This is a genomic window from Mycobacterium sp. M23085, from assembly GCF_045343915.1.
Classification (GTDB): Bacteria; Actinomycetota; Actinomycetes; order Mycobacteriales; family Mycobacteriaceae; genus Mycobacterium.
The window spans coordinates 5,321,100-5,338,213 of record NZ_CP174280.1; the positions used below are offsets into that span (position 1 = coordinate 5,321,100).

The following is a 17,114-nucleotide window of genomic DNA, read 5'->3' on the forward strand; positions in this document are numbered from 1 at the left end:
CGACGGCGGTGTCAGTAGAGGTCATGTGTTGTGAAGGCACAACCCGGTGTTGTGTGCGCTGGTTCACGTCTTCGCCTTGGCCGCCAGGGGGATTGACCTGGCACTTAACGGATTCGCAGTATTGTGGCCGGTTATGAGCTCCTCCACGGTTCACGATGTGATCGTTATTGGTTCGGGTCCTGCGGGGTATACCGCGGCGTTGTATGCGGCGCGGGCGCAGTTGGCGCCGGTGGTGTTTGAGGGGACGGCGTTTGGTGGGGCGTTGATGACGACCACCGAGGTGGAGAATTTCCCGGGTTTTCGTGATGGGATTACGGGTCCGGAGTTGATGGATCAGATGCGTGAGCAGGCGTTGCGGTTTGGGGCGGATCTGCGGATGGAAGACGTCGACGCGGTGTCGCTGCAGGGTCCGGTCAAGTCGGTGACCACGGCCGAGGGGTCCACGGTGCGGGCGCGGGCGGTGATCTTGGCGATGGGTGCCGCCGCGCGGTATTTGGGGGTGCCTGGGGAGCAGGAGTTGCTGGGCCGGGGGGTGTCGTCGTGTGCGACCTGTGATGGGTTCTTTTTCAAGGATCAAGACATCGCGGTGGTCGGTGGTGGGGACTCGGCGATGGAGGAGGCCACGTTTTTGACCCGGTTTGCCCGCAGCGTGACCTTGGTGCATCGGCGGGAGGAGTTTCGGGCGTCGCGGATCATGTTGGAGCGTGCGAAGGCCAACGACAAGATCACTATTTTGACCAATAAGGCGGTCGAGGCGGTCGAGGGTGAGCAGACGGTGACGGGTTTGCGGTTGCGTGACACGCGCACCGGTGAGGTCTCGACGTTGCCGGTGACCGGGGTGTTCGTGGCGATCGGGCATGACCCGCGCTCGGAGCTGGTGCGCGATGTGGTGCAGACCGATCCCGACGGTTATGTGCTGGTTCAGGGCCGCACCACGGCCACCTCGATCGACGGGGTGTTTGCCGCCGGGGATTTGGTGGATCGCACCTACCGCCAAGCCGTCACCGCCGCCGGCAGCGGTTGCGCGGCCGCCATCGACGCCGAACGCTGGCTCACCGACAACGAAGAGACCGAGGTGGACGCCTCCGTCACACCTGCGCTGGGTCGAGAGCCGTTGCGTAACTGAGGTTTACGCTGCGGGGTCGATTACGCGTCGCCCGCGGCGAACGCGACGTCGGGGTTGAGGATGCCCGCCGGGTCGAAGCTCGCCTTGATCCGGCGCATCAGGTCGACCTTGACCGGGTCTTCGAGTTTCACGAAGTAGGGGGCTTTGGCGCGGCCCAGGCCATGCTCGCCGGAGATCGCTCCGCCCAATTCCATTGCCAGCGCGAAGATGTCGGTCAACAGTTGCGTTCGTATCGCCGGGTCAGGGCAGAAGATGGCCAGGTGCACGTTGCCGTCACCGGCGTGTCCGCAGCCCGCCGCGGCACCGCCGGCCGCCGCCGCCAGGCCGCGCGCACCGGACAAGAATTTCGGCATCGCGCCGCGCGGCACCACGGCGTCGATGAGGTCGTCGGCGTTGAGTGCCTTGAGCGTCCAGAACGCCTTTTCGCGCGCTTCGATCAGCTTGCGTGCCGAGCCGCCCTCGAGCACGTAGGCGTCCACCGCACCGAGTTCGGCGAGCAGTTCGCCGGTTGTCTCGACGTCCTCGTCGAGCCGATCCGTGGTCCGATTCTCAAGTGCCACAACCAGATAGGCCTGACAACTGTCGCGGATGCTATCGGGCACTCCCAGCTCGAGATTCTGGGTGTGCACCAGGGCGGCCATCGTCACGTTGTCGATGTATTCCAGGATGTAGGGCGCCAGGCCGCTGGCGAGGATCCGCGGCACCGCCTCCATGACCTGGTCGAAGTCGGCGAACGGGGCGAGCACGGTGGCGCTGTGGGCGAGGCGTGGATGCAGTTTGACGGTCACCTCGGTGGCCAGGGCCAGGGTGCCCTCGGATCCGACGATGAGCTGGGTCAGGTCGTAGCCGGTGGAGACCTTGGCGATCTTGCCGCCGGTGCGGATGAGCTCACCGGTGGGCAGCGCGGCCTGCAGCCCGAGCACGTTGTGGCGGGCGATGCCGTATTTGACCGCGCGCATGCCGCCGGCGTTGGTGCCGACGTTGCCGCCGACGCTGGACGACAACTCGCCCGGATGCACCATGTACCGCAGCCCGGTGCGGGCGGTCGCGTCGTCCAGTTCGGTGAGCGTCACGCCGGGTTGCACGACCGCGACCTGGTTGGTGACGTCGACCTCCAGCACGGCGTTCATGCGCTCGAAGGAAATCAGCAGCCCGTCGGCGCGGGGTATCGCCGCGCCCGACAGGCCGGTGCCCGAGCCGCGGGCCGTCACCGGCACGTGGTGTTCGGTGGCGAGCTTGAGGAGTTGTGCGACTTCGTCGGCGGTCGCGGGTTTGGCCAGGTATGCCGGCCGTTGCGGCGGCTTGGTCAGCACCTCGTCGTGCGAGTAGTCGTCGGAAATGGCGTCGCCGGTAAGCAGGTTGTGCTCGCCGACGATCTCCGCGAACTGCGCCGTCATGTCGGTCATCGAAGGCCTCACCTTCTTACATGCCGGACAATTACAGTATCGGTGCTGCGACTCGCGGCGGAGAAGAAGTTCGGCGGCGCTGCCGCTAGGGTGGGGCTGGCGCGGTTTCGTGCAGGCTGATCTTGTCGGCCAGCCGGCCGGCGAACAATAGCGGCGATCAGCGGTGTCCCGGTATAGCGACACGCGTGAGGCTGCGCACGTTATGTCGACGCCCGATTCGGGAACTCGCGCTCTGGACTGTCTTGAGAAAGGATTGCTGACGTGACCTCCTCGTCCCGCGGTTCGCGGCTCGGTACCCGGTTCGGGCCGTACGAGCTGCGTTCGCTGATCGGTGCTGGGGCGATGGGCGAGGTCTACCGCGCATACGACACGGTTAAGGACCGGATGGTCGCCGTCAAGCTTTTACGTGGCGAGACGGCCGCGGACCCTGGCTTCCAGCAACGACTTTGGCGTGAATGCCGGAAGGTGACGCGACTGCAGGAGCCGCACGTCCTGCCGCTACACGACTTCGGCGAGATCGACGGGGTGCCCTTCATCGACATGCACCTGGTCGACGACGGGGGCAGCCTCAAGGATCTGCTGCGCGAGCAGGGCGGGCTGGAGCCGTCGCGCGCGGCCTCGATCACCGCGCAGGTGGCGCGCGCGCTGGACGCCGCGCACGCCGGTGGGCTGGTGCACCTCGACGTCAAACCCGAGAACATCCTGCTCACCCACGACCACTTCACCTATCTCGCCGACTTCGGCATCGCCCAGGCCGCCGGCGACGAGAAGATCTCCCGGACCTACATGGCGCCCGAGCGATTCACCACCGGGCGCACCGGGCCGCAGACCGACGTCTACTCGTTGGCGTGCGTGCTCTACGAGTGCCTTACCGGCCAGCCGCCGTTCGACAGCGAGGACGCGGGGGAGCTGAAGCGCGCGCACATGTTGGCGCCCGCACCCCGGCCCAGCATCATGCGTCGCGGGGTCGGCCGGGAGTACGACGACATCATTACCCGGGGCATGGCCAAACAGGGCGTGGCGCGATTCGGGTCCGCCGGTGAGCTCGCCCGCGCCGCCAGTGAGGCGGTGTTCGCGGCCTACGAACCGGTGGGTGCCGCCGCGGGCCGAAGCGGTCCTCCGCTCAAGACGCGTCCGTTGCCGACCGTGTCGTTTGTGGAACTCGAGGAGCCCGCCGACGGCGGCCCCGAGCCGCCTCCTCCGGCCTCCGGTCCCTCGTGGCACTGGCCGGCGATCGGCCGCACGCCTCTCGTGGTGGCTGCGGTGGCGGCGGTGCTGTTGATCGCGGGGCTGCTGTTGTCGGTGAATCTGGTTGGCGGAAGCCATCACAACGGGTCTGGGGCTCCGCTGCCGTCGACGGCGCAGGCGGCGCCTCCCGCCCCGACCACCCCGCCGGCACCGCTGACGCCGACGTTGTCACGTCCGGTGAAGGGCGCCGACGGATTGGGGTTCGTCGGTGAAACCGCCCGCTGCGACCCGGGCAATCCGCCGGCCGCCGTGCTGCGCACCGCCCAGTCGCTGGTGGTGGTGTGCAAAAACCTCAGCGGCACTTACTATTACCGCGGCGAGCGGATTCGCGACGGCGCCCACATCGAGCTCTCCAACGCCGAGCGGGTCGAGGACGGCTTCGACGTCACCAACCCGGTCGACGGCGTGGTCTACGAGGTGCGGCCGAACCGGCTGCGGATCATCAGCTTCGGCCACGTCGATTCCTCGGAGCCGGTGCTGCAATACGCGACGGCGTCGTAATCAGCACGGGCGAAGGCTGTTTCGGAGGCCAAGCGGCCCTCAGGTCTGGGACCCCCACCCCGGCTGCAATGGCGGCAGATCGCTCAGTTCAGGATCGGGTGGCTCATTGCCTTCGCCGTCATCGTCGATCCACCGGCGACCGTACTGGTCGGGAATGTCGCCCCACCCGAAGTAGGCGAGCGGGGACCTCGGCACAATCCCCAATTCGTCTTCCGGATCGATCACTTCCGGTCCCACCGTGCAGAGATGTGTCCAGCCGTCGCCGAAATCGAACTCGTAGACGAGTTGCTCACCCAACGACAGCGTCGACAGTTTTGTTGCGTCGGCGTCGAGCAAGCCCTGGTCGAAGTCGTCGAACTCGGGCTGGCCGATCACGCGGCCGTCGCTTAGCTCGAATTTGTAGAGATGCGAGCGGTCCCAGCGGGCGAAGGCGGCGTCGATCGCCTCAGCGAGCTGACTGAAGCGGTGGGTGCGATTTGCGGCGAATATTCGGCCGGGTCGCGGCCAATAGTCCTCGCCGCGACCGCTGATTAGATCGACCCTGATCGACAACCATGTTTGCGCCATGGCTAGCCATAGTGCAGTCGCGCCGCGTTGGCGCGCAAGGGGTCACCACCGGCGCGGCAGTTCGCGGCACCATGCGGGTGTGACGAAACCGGAAAGCTTCGTTTGCCAACGGCTTTGGTTGCCGCGTGGTATCGACACGGCGTGGCTGACGAGCCCGATGCCCGCGCCGAGGATGGGCCAGATCGGCCAGAAGTAGGTGGCGTCGGTCGTCATGGCGACGGCGGCCCAGACGGCGAGCACGATGACGACCATGGCGAGGTACGCGGCAAGATGAGCGCGCAGTCCACGGCGAGCCGCGGCGATGCGAGCGGCACGCCGGCGGGGGTCGTGTCGCCGGATCGCATCGAGCGGCAGGTCGGCGATGAGTTCGCGTAGTTCGTGGGCCGTGTGCGTCTGGAAAGCAGCTTGCAGCCGTCGGTCGTACTCGTCTACCTGCAGGTAGCCCTGGGCAAGCGCCTGACCGAGCAGGTCGGCCGTCTTCTCCCGATCGCGGGTGCCGGCGAGAGTGGACGTGGTTTCCAGCAGGTTCGACATGTCGTCTCCTTCGGCGCCGATGTGAATAGCATTAACATAGACCCAGAATGTTAATGTCGTCAACATGGCAGTGCAGCGGTCGTCCGTCGAGCGTCGTCAGAGCTATCACCACGGCGATCTCAAACGCTCCCTGACCAGCGCCGCCCTGTCCCTTGTGGCGGAAAAGGGGCCGAAGGGATTCACCCTCACCGAGGCGGCGCGGCGCGCCGGCGTCAGCGCCGCGGCCCCGTACCGACACTTCGCCGACAAGGCCGAGCTGCTGGCCGCCGTCGCCGAACAGGGATTCCACGACCTGCACGCCGCTCTGGTTGCGGCCGCCGAGCGCGCCTCGGATCCCAAGGAGCGAGTCGTCGAGCTCGGCCGCGCCTACGTGCAGTGGGCCATCGCCCATCCCGACCACTATCAGGTCATGTTCGGCGCGGAGTCGCTGAAGGCCGAGCAGCCGGGCATGGCGATGGCCGGCGAGCAGGCGTTTGGCGACCTGCTCGACGGGATCTCCAAGTGCCAGCAGGCGGGGATCGTCGAGGGTCGGGATCCGCGTGAGGTGGCCGCGCCGCTGTGGTCGCTGGTGCACGGCATCGCGTCACTTGCCATCGGCGGCCAGTTGGGTGCTGTCGGGATTGTGCAGGCCCCCGACGAACTAGTCGCGGGCGTTGTGGCTCAAGTGCTTTGAGCGTTCACCAGGGGCGTTGTGTTCCCTGGCTGGCTCCCGGGGTGAAGGTGACCGGGAGCGTGGCCAGGCCGGTCATGCTCGGGTTGCCCAGGTACTGGTGGACGTTTTCGACGTCCACCTGGTAGTCGGGGAGGCGGTAGAGGACGGCTTTGACCATCACGCTGGACATCAGCCGGGCCAGGTGCGAGCCGATGCAGCGGTGCGGCCCGAGCCCGAACGCGACGTGGCGGTTGGGTGTGCGGTCGAGGATGATCTCGTCGGGCCGGTCGAACTCGTTTTCGTCGTGGTTGGCCGACAGCCAGCTGATGACGACTTTGTCGTTCTTGCGCAGGCGCTGGCCGGCGAGCACGACGTCGTGAGTGACTGTGCGGCTGAGGGTTTGGTTGACCGAGAAGTAGCGCAAAAATTCGTCGGTGGCAGTCCGGTAGAGCTCCGGGTGGTCGATGAGTTGCTGCCTGAGGTCGGGGTGGATGCCCAGGTGTCTGAGGGTGAGCGCGGTCTGGGAGGTGGTGGTGTCGACGCCGCCGCCGATGAGGTTCCACAAGATGTTGAGCAGCTGCTCGTCGGTGAGGCGCTGGCCCTGGAACTCGAACTGAATGAGGAAGCTGGTCAAGTCTTCTCGGGCGCCGGCCCTGCGGTTGGCCGCGAACTCCAGGACCTCTTGCATCATGGCGGGCACTTTGGCGATCGCGCTGGCGTACTCGTCGCTGTCCTGGGGGACGGCCATGACGGAGTGAAAGAGGTTGGCGTACAAGTCCCAATTGTCGTACGGCAGGCCCATCAGCTTCATGGTCAGGATGGCCGGGACCGGGCTGGCGTAGTCGAGCACCAGGTCCATGTGCCCGTCGGCGATGTGCTGGTCGAGAAACCAGTGGGCGGATTGCTCCATGAACGGTTTGAGTTTCTCGACGGCGCCGGGCGAGAAGAACGGGGCCAGCGCGTGCCGTAGCGCTTGGTGGTAGGGGCCGTCGACTTCGCCGATGCCGAGGGCCGGTTGGCCGTCGGGGCGGGGGACGCCCATCTCGCCTTGATAGTCGACGCCGTCTGCGGCGTTGGGCTCGTACTTGTGGGCGAAAGTGCCGCCGTTGCGGGCGGTTTGGCTCACGGCGTCGTAGCTGCTGAGGAACCAGAATCCGCCGTAGTTCTCGTTCCACGCCACCGGACATCGCTGCCGCAGCTCGGCGTTGACGGCCAGCTCGTTGAGGTTGAAGGCGTCGGAATGATGGTCGAAGTCAACGATTGCGTCGGCGCTGACGTTCGGACGTGTGGCCATCGAAAAGCCCTCCGAGGGAAGGTGATCTGCTTGTTCGGCGGTGTGCTTGTTATTTTTGCATTATTGCGCGGTTGAGCTGGGCGACGGTAGTGATTTGTGGGTCGGGCGGCGTGGGCGCGAAGGCCGGATTTGCTGCGGAAAGGTTGTCATGACGAGCCATCGGACGGTTTTCAATCACGTTGGGTTATGCGTTCGCGATCGCGAGCGGTCGCGCCGGTTTTACGAGGGCCTGCTGGGGTTCCAGTTCTGGTGGGAACTGGACCCGCCCGACGGCCCGACCTCCCGGTTGGTTGGGCTGCCCGAGCCGATCGGCGTGCATGCGACGTATCTGGTGCGGGATGGGTTGGTGCTCGAGCTGATGGACTATTCGAAGCGTCAGGTTCATGCCGGCTCGGAGCGAGTCATGGATCAGGTCGGGCTGACGCACATCTCGTTCTCGGTGTCGGATCTTCTGGGGGTTTTGGAACGAGTGGCCGAGTTCGGGGGAGCGGTGGTTGACGGGTCCGTGGGTGAGGCGATGGCGATGATCCGGGATCCGGATGGGCAGCTGTTGGAGTTGCTTTCGGATGGGTGGTTGGCGGCATTGCCGGTGAGGCCTTAGTACTTGCCCTGTGAGAGCTTGCCGTCCGCGTCGTTCACTCTTCACCGTGCTCCATTGTGCGACCACAGGACGACCACGGTGCAGAATTGGTTCTTGCAGGCGTGGTAGGCAGACAGCTCACGCGCCCCACAAGACCCGTGGCCACTTGCTCGACACCGCCCCTAAGCCGCCGGCGGTTGTGGAATGACCTCACCGAGAGGCGGGGGTAAATTGGGCGTCGGCTGAGAACAGCTCGGCTCGCTTCCGGATTAGCCACCTTGTTTTCGATTTGACAGCATCGAACCGACGGTCGTTGCTAGTCTGCCTCCGAACGAAATTCGCCTCCGAGTACTCCCTGAGCAAGTGCAACGACGCGAACTAGGCTCGCGGGAGCCGCCCGCTCCGAGTTGGAGTGGGGGTTGCTGGGCGACAAGGGGAAGATTTGGCGTTCAAGATCAATCCGCATGTCGAGCGGCTGCATAGATACTTGCCGTTCGACGCGTCTCACGACCAGATCTACGAGGAGAACCGCCACCCAGACGATTCCTTGGAAATTGAGACCCGTGCCTTGGCATACCTCAAAAAAGTCCTAGGTGATGGCGCTGGTCTCGTCATACTCACTGGCGATGCGGGACACGGAAAGACGCATCTCTGTAGCCGCTTGATCCGCGATCACCTTGGCTACGATCCGGAAACTGCGCGTAGGACGATTCGAGAGCACTGTGACGGGCGAGTACTCGAACCATCGACAGCGCAAGGCGGTCGACAGCGGCTTCGCATCTTCAAAGACTTCTCAGAGCTGACACTTGCGACCGCGCGTAGCGAACTCGCCGGCGCCGCGACCGACAAAACCTCGACAAGCATCGTCTGCGTGAACGAGGGCAGACTTCGTTCCATTTTCGCCGGGGCCGACAACCCGCATCTCGTAGTGCTCCGCCAAGCCTTCGGCAGCTCCTTCTCTTCGGGCCTTGCTTCCGCTGACGGCAAACTTCATATCGTCAATCTCAACTACCAATCTGTGGCTAAAGAAGAGAATTCGGTAATTGAACGTGTGCTCAGCGGCGAAGGGCAGCGCCTTGGCTGGCTAGCCCAACGACGCTGGAACGCTTGCGACAACTGCGATGCGTCCGGTGGCTGCCCCATCCGCAGGAACGCAGCGATGTTGGACGGGCCTGAAGGACAGAATCGGCGCGACCGCGTGCGTGAGGTAATGGCGATCGCCGAGAGGCTCGGAACGGTCATCACCATACGAGAGATCCTGATGACCGTCGCCTATCTACTCACCGGCGGTTTGCGATGTGCGGATGTTCACCGTGAGTACACGCGTCAAAAATTCGGCTGGCAACATGAATTCACTTTCTACAGCCTATTGTTCACCAATCCGTCGAGCTTGAGCAGAGATAAGCTTGCCCGCATCCCTCTGCTCAGAGAGCTGCGGCCGCTTGACCCCGGCCTTGTCGCGGAGCGTCACGTCGATGATCGCTTGATCAATGATCCGGACACACTAATCGATGCTTCGTTTGAACTTGTCTTCACGAAGCGTTTCGCAGGAAGAGATGTCACGATCGACGCGAAAAACGGAATCGATGAGATTGTCGCGAACGCCCGAAGCAGAGAGCAGCGAGACGACGAGGCGGACTTCACACGCGAAGTCATCCGAGGCCTAAGACGCCGCGACTTCTTCGACCATCACGGATGTGACGGCATTGAGGCCGGCCGTCTCGGATTCGGTTTCTATGATAATTTTCGTTGGCTGCTCGGTGACCAGCAAGACAACAACCGCAAGGTCCGTATCAAAAACCGTTTGATTGCGGGTCTACACACCATCCAAGGCCTTAGGCTGCCGGGCAGCGAGAACACCCTGCACCTTGTAGATCCGGCCTTCGGCCGGTCAACAAATCACGCAGCGATAATTGCCAGGAAAATCCCCTCCCGGCAGATCAAGCTTGTCCCGCAGTCAGAAGGATGGGATGTTCCTGCCGAGCAGCGTCGCCACTCGCTCACCGAGGCGGTTGACTGGATTGACCGTGTCGTTCTTCTCACCGTAGAGACCGCCACTGGCCATAAGCACACGTACCCATTGGACTTACTTACTTTCGACTGCATCATGCGTGCAGCTTCCGGTTATCTGCCCGACGCGTTCTATGCCCACGACGTACGGAGGATCACAAACTTCCTTGGCCTTCTTGCCGAACGCGGACGCCAGAGCGACCACGACAGCATCGACGTCATGGTCAGCGGGCGGATGCACACCGTGGCCCTCGAGGAGGGCGATGTGATCGTCGTCAGTGGAGATTGAGCATGCAAACTCCCGAAATTTCACACGAGATGGTTGGCGGAATCTTATTGGCCGACGCTGCTGGGCTCTACCCTGGCCTCGAACTGCTGAACTACATCTACGGCTGTCCGACGGATATCCTGTCGGATGCTGATGCGCCCACCTTTGTGAGGGTCGGTCACGACTTTGCGCGGCGCCTCGTGTGGGATCAGGACAGATTCGCGGCTGACAATATGGGAAGTGACGCTTTTGTCGGGGAGGACGCCAGCGCTGTTCTCGCCGCTCTCTTGAAATGTCTGCAGCTTCCGGTTCCTGATCGCAAATCCGCAAACTGGGAAGCGGCACACTTTTTTCCGTACACCAGATCCCTCATCCACTGGGACGCGCGAACCCGGCGGTCGAGCGCGCGAGATAGCGTCCGGGTCGAGAGGCGATATCTAAGGGGTGGCGGTGCACTGGCTCATCGAGTGCTCCGAAGCGACCCTGACCGCGACCGGAGAGAGACCATCCGCGTGGGCTTCCGCGAACTGATGCCGGACGATGCGTCCACGCCGCTGGACAGCCTGGCTTCGGTGCTCTCCAGGTATGGAGCGAAGACGGACGCTCAAGTCGACCCGATTGAGCAGCAGGCGAGTCCACGCGAGGATGCCTTGGATGGCAACTTCCGGAACGGTATCCGCTCCATCCTCTCCCATACCGACCTGTCCTCTACGGCCCGTGTCAAAGCGATCATGAACTGGACTGGCTTCTGGCTCGCCATCTGCCAGAAGAACCGCTCCGCAGGCCGATTGGGAACAGAGCCAACCAGCATCGTTATCGACTGCGGGACCGGTCCGGGTCAGCTCAGACGAGAGTCTGCACGAGCGCTCAAAGAGATCGTGGCGACCATCGTCACCGCCGCGCAGGACTGCCTGCCGGAGGACGAGTTATTGAAAACAAAATCGCGGCAGGACCTTCAAGGCTTCTTTACTCGAACGTGTGCGTGGATCGGCATGCTAAATGCATTTACGGGTCGACGCTATTTCGTCATCGGTCTCGATCTGGTCGAGGCGCTCACCCTGGCGCACGTCCAAGCTGATGCAGAAATTTCATTCGAAAACTTCACCCGCGTTCTTTATGACAACTACGGTCTTGTCTTCGGGCGAGAAGCGGCTGCGCGGACTGGCGCGTTAAACCGCCTCGACGCCAGCATCTTCGAAGACAACGAAGCTGCGTTCGCGACGCAACTTCTTACCGCCGGGTTGATGCATGCGTACTCAGACGCCACACGCATGGTGGGTACAGGTGCGCTGAAATGACTACATCACTAATCGCCACGCTTGCCTACGAAACCGCAAGACACGTGCTTAGAGACTCGTACAGCACGCAGGGTGGCGGCGAAGCCGACCAGCCGGCTCTTAGGGTGAAGAATTTGCTTGATCCGGAAGTTGAGGAGCTGCTGCAGCTGTGGGCCAGCCGCGCGGAGGCCGATGGAATGGGCGCCGTCCGTGTCGTTCTGGCACGTGATACGGATGTCGCCTGCGATGAACGCTTTCTGGCTGACTCCGACAAAGCGATTACGTGGTACCGCAACAACAATGACGGTGGCCTGCTTTACGTGCAGACAAAGGTCGAATCCGACGAACAGGGGTTGGAGTCGATGTTCACCGTTCAAGACCGCAACTACCTTGACGGGTCGTTGGATTCAGATGGATTCAGTCCTGAGCGTAGAATTATTGAAATCGCCTGGGAACAAGCGGGTTCGGGGCCTGCCGCTATGCCTAGCCGCCTGGCAAACCTGCTCGCCGACTTGAGGCGTTCGCTGCTGAACCACATCAACATCTCGGTGAGGATGTTTGCCGACTTCGCGTTGGCTGTGGCTGGGTCGCTGCGCGCGGAGGGGCGCGAGGTATTCGACGACAGTGCACTCACCGCGACGGTCGGTCGTTCGCTGCCAAGCCTGGGTTTGCTTCCCGATGAGGCGTGGGACTCTGACTCGCGTAGTTCCCGCCGGCTGCTGACCAACTACCGACTGGCGGACCTAATGGATCCGAACGGAGTTGATCAAGACCCAGAGGAGCTGCTCGCTCGAATACGCGCAACTCAGTTCACCGACGAAAGCGGCGGAGCCCTTGACCGGGCAACGGTCGAGAGTTGGCAGAACGCATGCGCCGCCTTTGTCGAGAATCGGTCCGAGGAAGCGCGCCGCCAACTCCCGCTCTGGGTATATCAGCAGATCTTCTCCAAGGCAGTGGTGACTGGCGTGCCGTTGGGTGACCGCGTCCGAGAAGAGCTGACGCGCGACCATGCCTCCCGATTGTATGAATTCGACGAGCTTGATCTCCAAGAGAGTCTCAACCTCCGAGAGCAGGAGGCGGCGCGCCGCCTCGTGGAAGCGCCGCCTCCCGACGAGGCGGCCCCGCTAGTCGACCTACTCACCGTGCAGACGCAGAAGCTGCTCCGCAAGCTCGCCTATCCCCGAGACCGATTCTTCGCTAACCCGTTTACACAGATTGTTGAGGTGCTCAGAAGCTTCACTCCGGATGAGTTGGAGGGCGCCGAACTTGAGATCCGGTGCGGACGGATGCCGGACAAATCTGCGTCGCATCCCTCTATTGGACTGTTCCGATTCCTGTATGCCCAGAGCCTGAACGAGCTCATTCAGGCTTCCAGCCTTGACCCATCAGGTGTCCAACTGTTCGTCGATCCAATCCTCCTCGAGTTTCACGAGGCTCCGCGGGTCGGTTCGGGGGCCGGTCAAGAAAACGATGCCGACGCGGACGAGGCGGTGGAGGTCCCCGTCGAATGGGACGGTGTACCGATCGAAATTGTTCTACGTAGCGGTGACGATCATGGCGGTGGTGTCCTGGAAGAAGTGACCAACCTCCGCTGGCACCCGACAAACATCACGTGGTTGGCGTTCGGCTGGATTATGGTCGGCGCTGACGACGCGCCGGCGGCCCTGCCTCTCCTCGACCTACCATCCGGCGATTTCGAGTTGCTAGCGCAAGAGGCTGCGGCTCGCCTCGCGCCCATCGCTGACCTGCTCGGAACTCAGCCAAGTGACATTTCGGTCTCCGCGGATGACGACACTATTTCGGAGATCGTCAAACTCCGCCAGGCGTTTCTCCGTTCGGTCTCGGATGACGGGCTCAGTGCCACCAGCATCGACCAGTATGTTGAGGCATGGACGGCTAAGCTCGCCGAAGCCAGGGTACGGTTCGTTCCCAACGGTGTACTGGATCCGCGCCTCCAAGCCGTTCTATCGTTTGACGTTGTTCATAGCATCGGCCAGTCACGGGCCCTCATGTTGCTATCCCACCCGCTACGGCTTCGGTGGCTCGGCGCTTACTTGCGCGAGACAACCATCATCTGTCAGCGCGCGCTCGACCGCGCTCTGAAACTCAACAGCATCAACGAAAACTTTTACCTGGACGCTGTTGAATCACTCTCACCCCACGGACAGCCTCCCCTTCTGGCCAACTGCGCGCGAACATTGTTGGTACCGGTTGCCGAGCACGGATACACCGAGTCTTATGCCGCGATCAAGCAGGAGGGTCAGGTCACTGGGCTGTGGAAGGCGGAACTCGACAGCTCCGCGCTTGCTGAAGTGGCGCACCAGATTGTGAACTATCTCAGAGCGCACCCCCACAAGAGTGATGGGATCAGTCTGGTTTTCGTACTGCCAGCCGGGGGCACTGTACCGCAAGCGCTTGTCGGCCTTCTCCGCAGGAACGAATGGAAGAATCTACCGGTCAGTTGCCACGTATTCGCCCCAAGGGATAGCTGGGACGCCTTGGTCGCAGCATTTCAGCGGCTCGAGACACAAAGCCGGATTGCCGGAGGTGAGCGGCACAGTCCGCCACTGCAGTTAGAACTTGCCGAATGGACAGGAGAAGTTCAAGCAGCACAACAGCTTTCGGAGCTCGAGTTCGACATTGCCGTCATTCCAAATTTCTTCGGTGACAAGGTCGACGTCAACGAATACGCCGACGCGCCCCAAGAGCGCGCAGGGTCTTTCCACACACTGCACGATGACCCCACCTACGTCGATCAGGAAGCGGCGGCCGGATCGGTCTCGATCGTGCTGCGCACCGAGTCGGCCGACTCCGTATTGGACGACTGGTCGACCGCAAACGTCCGACTGCTCCGGTCCGAGGCGATCTCGCCACAGTCCCCAGACGCCATTGACTACGTGAAGCTGAGGATCAGGTTCGAAGAAGCCGGCCCCTTCTTCGCCGCGTTACACGATTGCAGCCACTGGGTCATAACGCTGGACAGGTATGTCGGCCGCGACCAGATAGAAAGTCTTCCGCAGCGTCCCGACGTCCTGACTGTCCGTGAAGGTGTAGGACAGAGCGGATTGTCGACGCTCGTTGTATCCTCGAACGCCGGCAAGGCATTCGTGGTGCGGCGGCTTGGGCGAAAGCTCGAAAGGATCTCGCGCGCGATCCCACGCCTCGACTGGCATGCCCTCGCAATGCACATCTACGACGAAATCCGCACTGTCGCACCCGGATTGATTCTTCGGTCCATGGGTGTCTCGCGCATCACCGAGGAAGTCCTCGGCCTGATGGTTGCTAAAAGGATCGCCGAACGACACCGCCCGATAGCGTCTGACTCAACGGTCTGGATCTCCTTGGACGAACACTCAGATTGGTTCGGAGGGGACAATGCGGTACGCGCTGACTTGTGTCGGGTCGAGGTCTACAGGGAGGAGGGGCGGCTTCAGGTCGGCATCTTGGCCGTAGAAGGCAAGCTGCGTCAGGCCTATGACGCCCACGGCGAAGAACAGGCCGCCATAACCGCGCGGCTCGTCGGTGAAGCGTTGGAACCGAACGGCGATGGATCGGCGGTCGCCGCCGATGCTCTGTTCTGGCGGCGCGCGGTGCTGTCGGCCCTCCGCGGCGCAGCTGGGCGGACACCTGGCTCAGACTCAAGTGTTATTGATGAAGTGACGCGCGAGGACATTCGTACCGGGGAATTCGACATCGCCTACTGTGAGGCCCTGTATTCGATCTGCATCTATGAACGCCAAGCGCCGCTCTCTCGGCAGCTAGCCGATGGTGTTTTTGTATATCGCTCGTCGTCATTGGAGATCCTCGACCTCATCGAGGGTGCCGATACGCTTACTTCTTTGGATCAAACCGACGTCCTCGCCGATATCCGCGACGAGCACCATCAAGGCCACGACTGGGAGCCTGGGACGGCGATTGACCTAACCCCCGCCGAGGCCGACAAAAGTATCGAGCCAGACGAGCAAACGAGCCCGACGCCCTCCACATCTGCTGACGTCGGGGCGTCCGAACGCCACGGTGGTATGACACGACTGCAATTGGTCGAGATGTACCAGCTAATCCTCGATACGTTGTCTGAGTTCGGGGTGAGTGTCGGCAGCCCGGAAGACGGCGAACCCTTGTTCATTGAAGGCCCTGCGTTTGTGCAATTTCGCGTCAAGCCTGACAGAGGGGTTGCACCGAAGCGGATCAGCGACTGCGACAGCTCATTACGCCTCGCCCTTGCTCTAGAAGAAGGGAAGCAGCTACGCATCTCGATCGGCGGGGGAACTGTCAATATTGACGTACCCAAGGCGGATAATGACCGTTACTTCGTTTCGGCAGAAGAACTTTGGCAACGATGGCCAGGAGTGCCGGCCGAAGGCCTCGCCGTACCAATCGGTGTTAATCAACGCGACGAGATAATTGAGATCAACTTCTCATCAGCCAATTCGCCGCATATGCTAATCGGCGGCGCGACCGGCAGCGGGAAATCGGAAGCGCTTAATACGATTCTGTACGGGTTGACGCGCTTCTACTCCCCTGATGAACTTAAGCTTGTCCTAATCGACCCCAAACAGACCGAGCTGCTCGCGTTTGAGCAGAGTCCGCACCTGTTGGGTCAGATTGGTTTCTTTGACGACGACGCCGTCGCCTCCTTGGAACAAGCCGTCGGTGAAATGCAGCGGCGTTACGAGTTGTTCCGATCTCGAAAGGTCAGAAGCCTGCCTGAGTACAACCGTGCTGTGATGGCTAATGAGCAACTTCCGTGGCAGCTCGTCGTCCTTGACGAGTACGCGGATCTCGTATCCGAACCTGAAGCCCGCCGTGCGATCGAAGCGGCTGTTAAGCGTCTCTCGCAGAAAGCTCGAGCGTGCGGAATCCATTTAATCATCGCTACGCAGAAGCCAAGTGCCGAGAACATAAGCACGACAGTTCGGTCAAATCTTCCCGCTCAGCTAGCTCTTCGCTGCCGCGGCGCGACTGAAAGCCGCATCGTAATGGACGAACCTGGCGCGGAAACTTTAAACGGTAAGGGTGACGCGTTTTTGAAGGTCGCGGACCGGCTCGAGCGCGTCCAATGCGCGATGGTAACCAATGCCGAGCCTGACGGATAGTGGCGGCAAAATATGTTCTACCCTGTCAGCATCCGATAGGCCGTAGCTGTTCGAAGTCCGTTCCTGGAAGACTTGTGGTGTCCCAAGACCGTCGCCGCAGCACTGCACCGCGACCGCTTAATGAAATCGTCCGGCGGCAGATGCAGTCGATGCCCCGTGGCAACACTGGCGTCGAGCTCGCGCTTCGCCGTGAGCTGCATCGAATCGGCCTACGATACCGGCTGCATCTACGTACTCTGCCGGGAACACCTGATATCGCATTGACGAAGGCGCGTGTCGCTGTGTTCGTAGACGGCTGCTTCTGGCATCGCTGCCCCGAACACGGAACATCACCAAAAAACAATTCGACGTGGTGGGCCGCAAAGCTTGAAGGGAACGTGGCGCGGGATCGTCGCAAAGACCTGCAGCTGCAGGATATCGGCTGGATATCCGTTCATGTGTGGGAGCACGAGGATCCAGTGGTCGCCGCCGCGGGGATCTACAAAATTTGGCTGGAACGCGTCGGTTCCTCGGCGGGTCGAATAGATGAGGCCAGCGATTCGTGAGAACCTGGTC

Annotated in this window: 12 protein-coding genes; 8 read left to right on the top strand and 4 right to left on the bottom strand. The window is 62.3% G+C overall.

All coding sequences use genetic code 11. From position 1 onward, the window contains the following. The first annotated feature begins 133 nt into the window (after positions 1 to 133). Complete coding sequence (gene trxB, locus ACIUM1_RS24785; RefSeq protein ID WP_406815117.1) at positions 134 to 1,126, top strand: thioredoxin-disulfide reductase; 993 nt, start codon at positions 134 to 136, stop codon at positions 1,124 to 1,126. Between the two features lie 20 nt (positions 1,127 to 1,146). Here trxB and ACIUM1_RS24790 read toward each other — a convergent pair whose 3' ends face one another. After that, positions 1,147 to 2,532 (bottom strand): FAD-binding oxidoreductase, encoded by a 1,386-nt coding sequence (locus tag ACIUM1_RS24790; RefSeq protein ID WP_406815118.1) that lies wholly within the window; start codon positions 2,530 to 2,532, stop codon positions 1,147 to 1,149. 261 nt (positions 2,533 to 2,793) lie between these two features. On the opposite strand from ACIUM1_RS24790, the gene ACIUM1_RS24795 reads away from it, so the two are divergent. Then, the gene (locus ACIUM1_RS24795) at positions 2,794 to 4,281 is read left to right on the top strand and encodes a serine/threonine-protein kinase (protein ID WP_406815119.1); all 1,488 of its coding nucleotides are present in this window, start codon (positions 2,794 to 2,796) and stop codon (positions 4,279 to 4,281) included. Between the two features lie 39 nt (positions 4,282 to 4,320). Here the strand turns inward: ACIUM1_RS24795 and ACIUM1_RS24800 are convergent, their stop codons facing one another. Next, positions 4,321 to 4,848 carry an IS1096 element passenger TnpR family protein gene (locus ACIUM1_RS24800; RefSeq protein ID WP_406815120.1) on the bottom strand — a complete coding sequence of 176 codons (528 nt, stop codon included), beginning with the start codon at positions 4,846 to 4,848 and terminating at the stop codon, positions 4,321 to 4,323. Between the two features lie 42 nt (positions 4,849 to 4,890). After that, complete coding sequence (locus ACIUM1_RS24805) at positions 4,891 to 5,382, bottom strand: DUF1707 domain-containing protein (RefSeq protein ID WP_406815121.1); 492 nt, start codon at positions 5,380 to 5,382, stop codon at positions 4,891 to 4,893. A 64-nt stretch (positions 5,383 to 5,446) separates the two neighbouring features. On the opposite strand from ACIUM1_RS24805, the gene ACIUM1_RS24810 reads away from it, so the two are divergent. Then, positions 5,447 to 6,055 (top strand): TetR/AcrR family transcriptional regulator, encoded by a 609-nt coding sequence (locus ACIUM1_RS24810; RefSeq protein ID WP_406815122.1) that lies wholly within the window; start codon positions 5,447 to 5,449, stop codon positions 6,053 to 6,055. 4 nt (positions 6,056 to 6,059) lie between these two features. Here ACIUM1_RS24810 and ACIUM1_RS24815 read toward each other — a convergent pair whose 3' ends face one another. Then, entirely contained in the window at positions 6,060 to 7,328 is a 1,269-nt protein-coding gene (locus tag ACIUM1_RS24815) for a cytochrome P450 (RefSeq protein ID WP_406815123.1), read from the bottom strand. 148 nt (positions 7,329 to 7,476) lie between these two features. Here ACIUM1_RS24815 and ACIUM1_RS24820 point away from each other — a divergent pair, with 148 nt between their 5' ends. The 5 genes from ACIUM1_RS24820 to ACIUM1_RS24840 all read left to right on the top strand — a co-directional run bounded on the left by ACIUM1_RS24820 (position 7,477) and on the right by ACIUM1_RS24840 (position 17,104). After that, positions 7,477 to 7,929 (top strand): VOC family protein, encoded by a 453-nt coding sequence (locus ACIUM1_RS24820; RefSeq protein WP_406815124.1) that lies wholly within the window; start codon positions 7,477 to 7,479, stop codon positions 7,927 to 7,929. Between the two features lie 421 nt (positions 7,930 to 8,350). Then, entirely contained in the window at positions 8,351 to 10,207 is a 1,857-nt protein-coding gene (locus tag ACIUM1_RS24825; protein WP_406815125.1) for a hypothetical protein, read from the top strand. A gap of 2 nt (positions 10,208 to 10,209) precedes the next feature. Next, entirely contained in the window at positions 10,210 to 11,484 is a 1,275-nt protein-coding gene (locus tag ACIUM1_RS24830; protein ID WP_406815126.1) for a hypothetical protein, read from the top strand. Further along, positions 11,481 to 16,559: an FtsK/SpoIIIE domain-containing protein gene (locus tag ACIUM1_RS24835; RefSeq protein ID WP_406815127.1), complete on the top strand. Its 5,079-nt coding sequence runs from the start codon at positions 11,481 to 11,483 to the stop codon at positions 16,557 to 16,559. The genes ACIUM1_RS24830 and ACIUM1_RS24835 overlap by 4 nt, the downstream gene beginning before the upstream one ends. Before the next feature lie 140 nt (positions 16,560 to 16,699). Further along, the gene (locus ACIUM1_RS24840; protein WP_406817852.1) at positions 16,700 to 17,104 is read left to right on the top strand and encodes a very short patch repair endonuclease; all 405 of its coding nucleotides are present in this window, start codon (positions 16,700 to 16,702) and stop codon (positions 17,102 to 17,104) included. Positions 17,105 to 17,114: the final 10 nt, after the last annotated feature.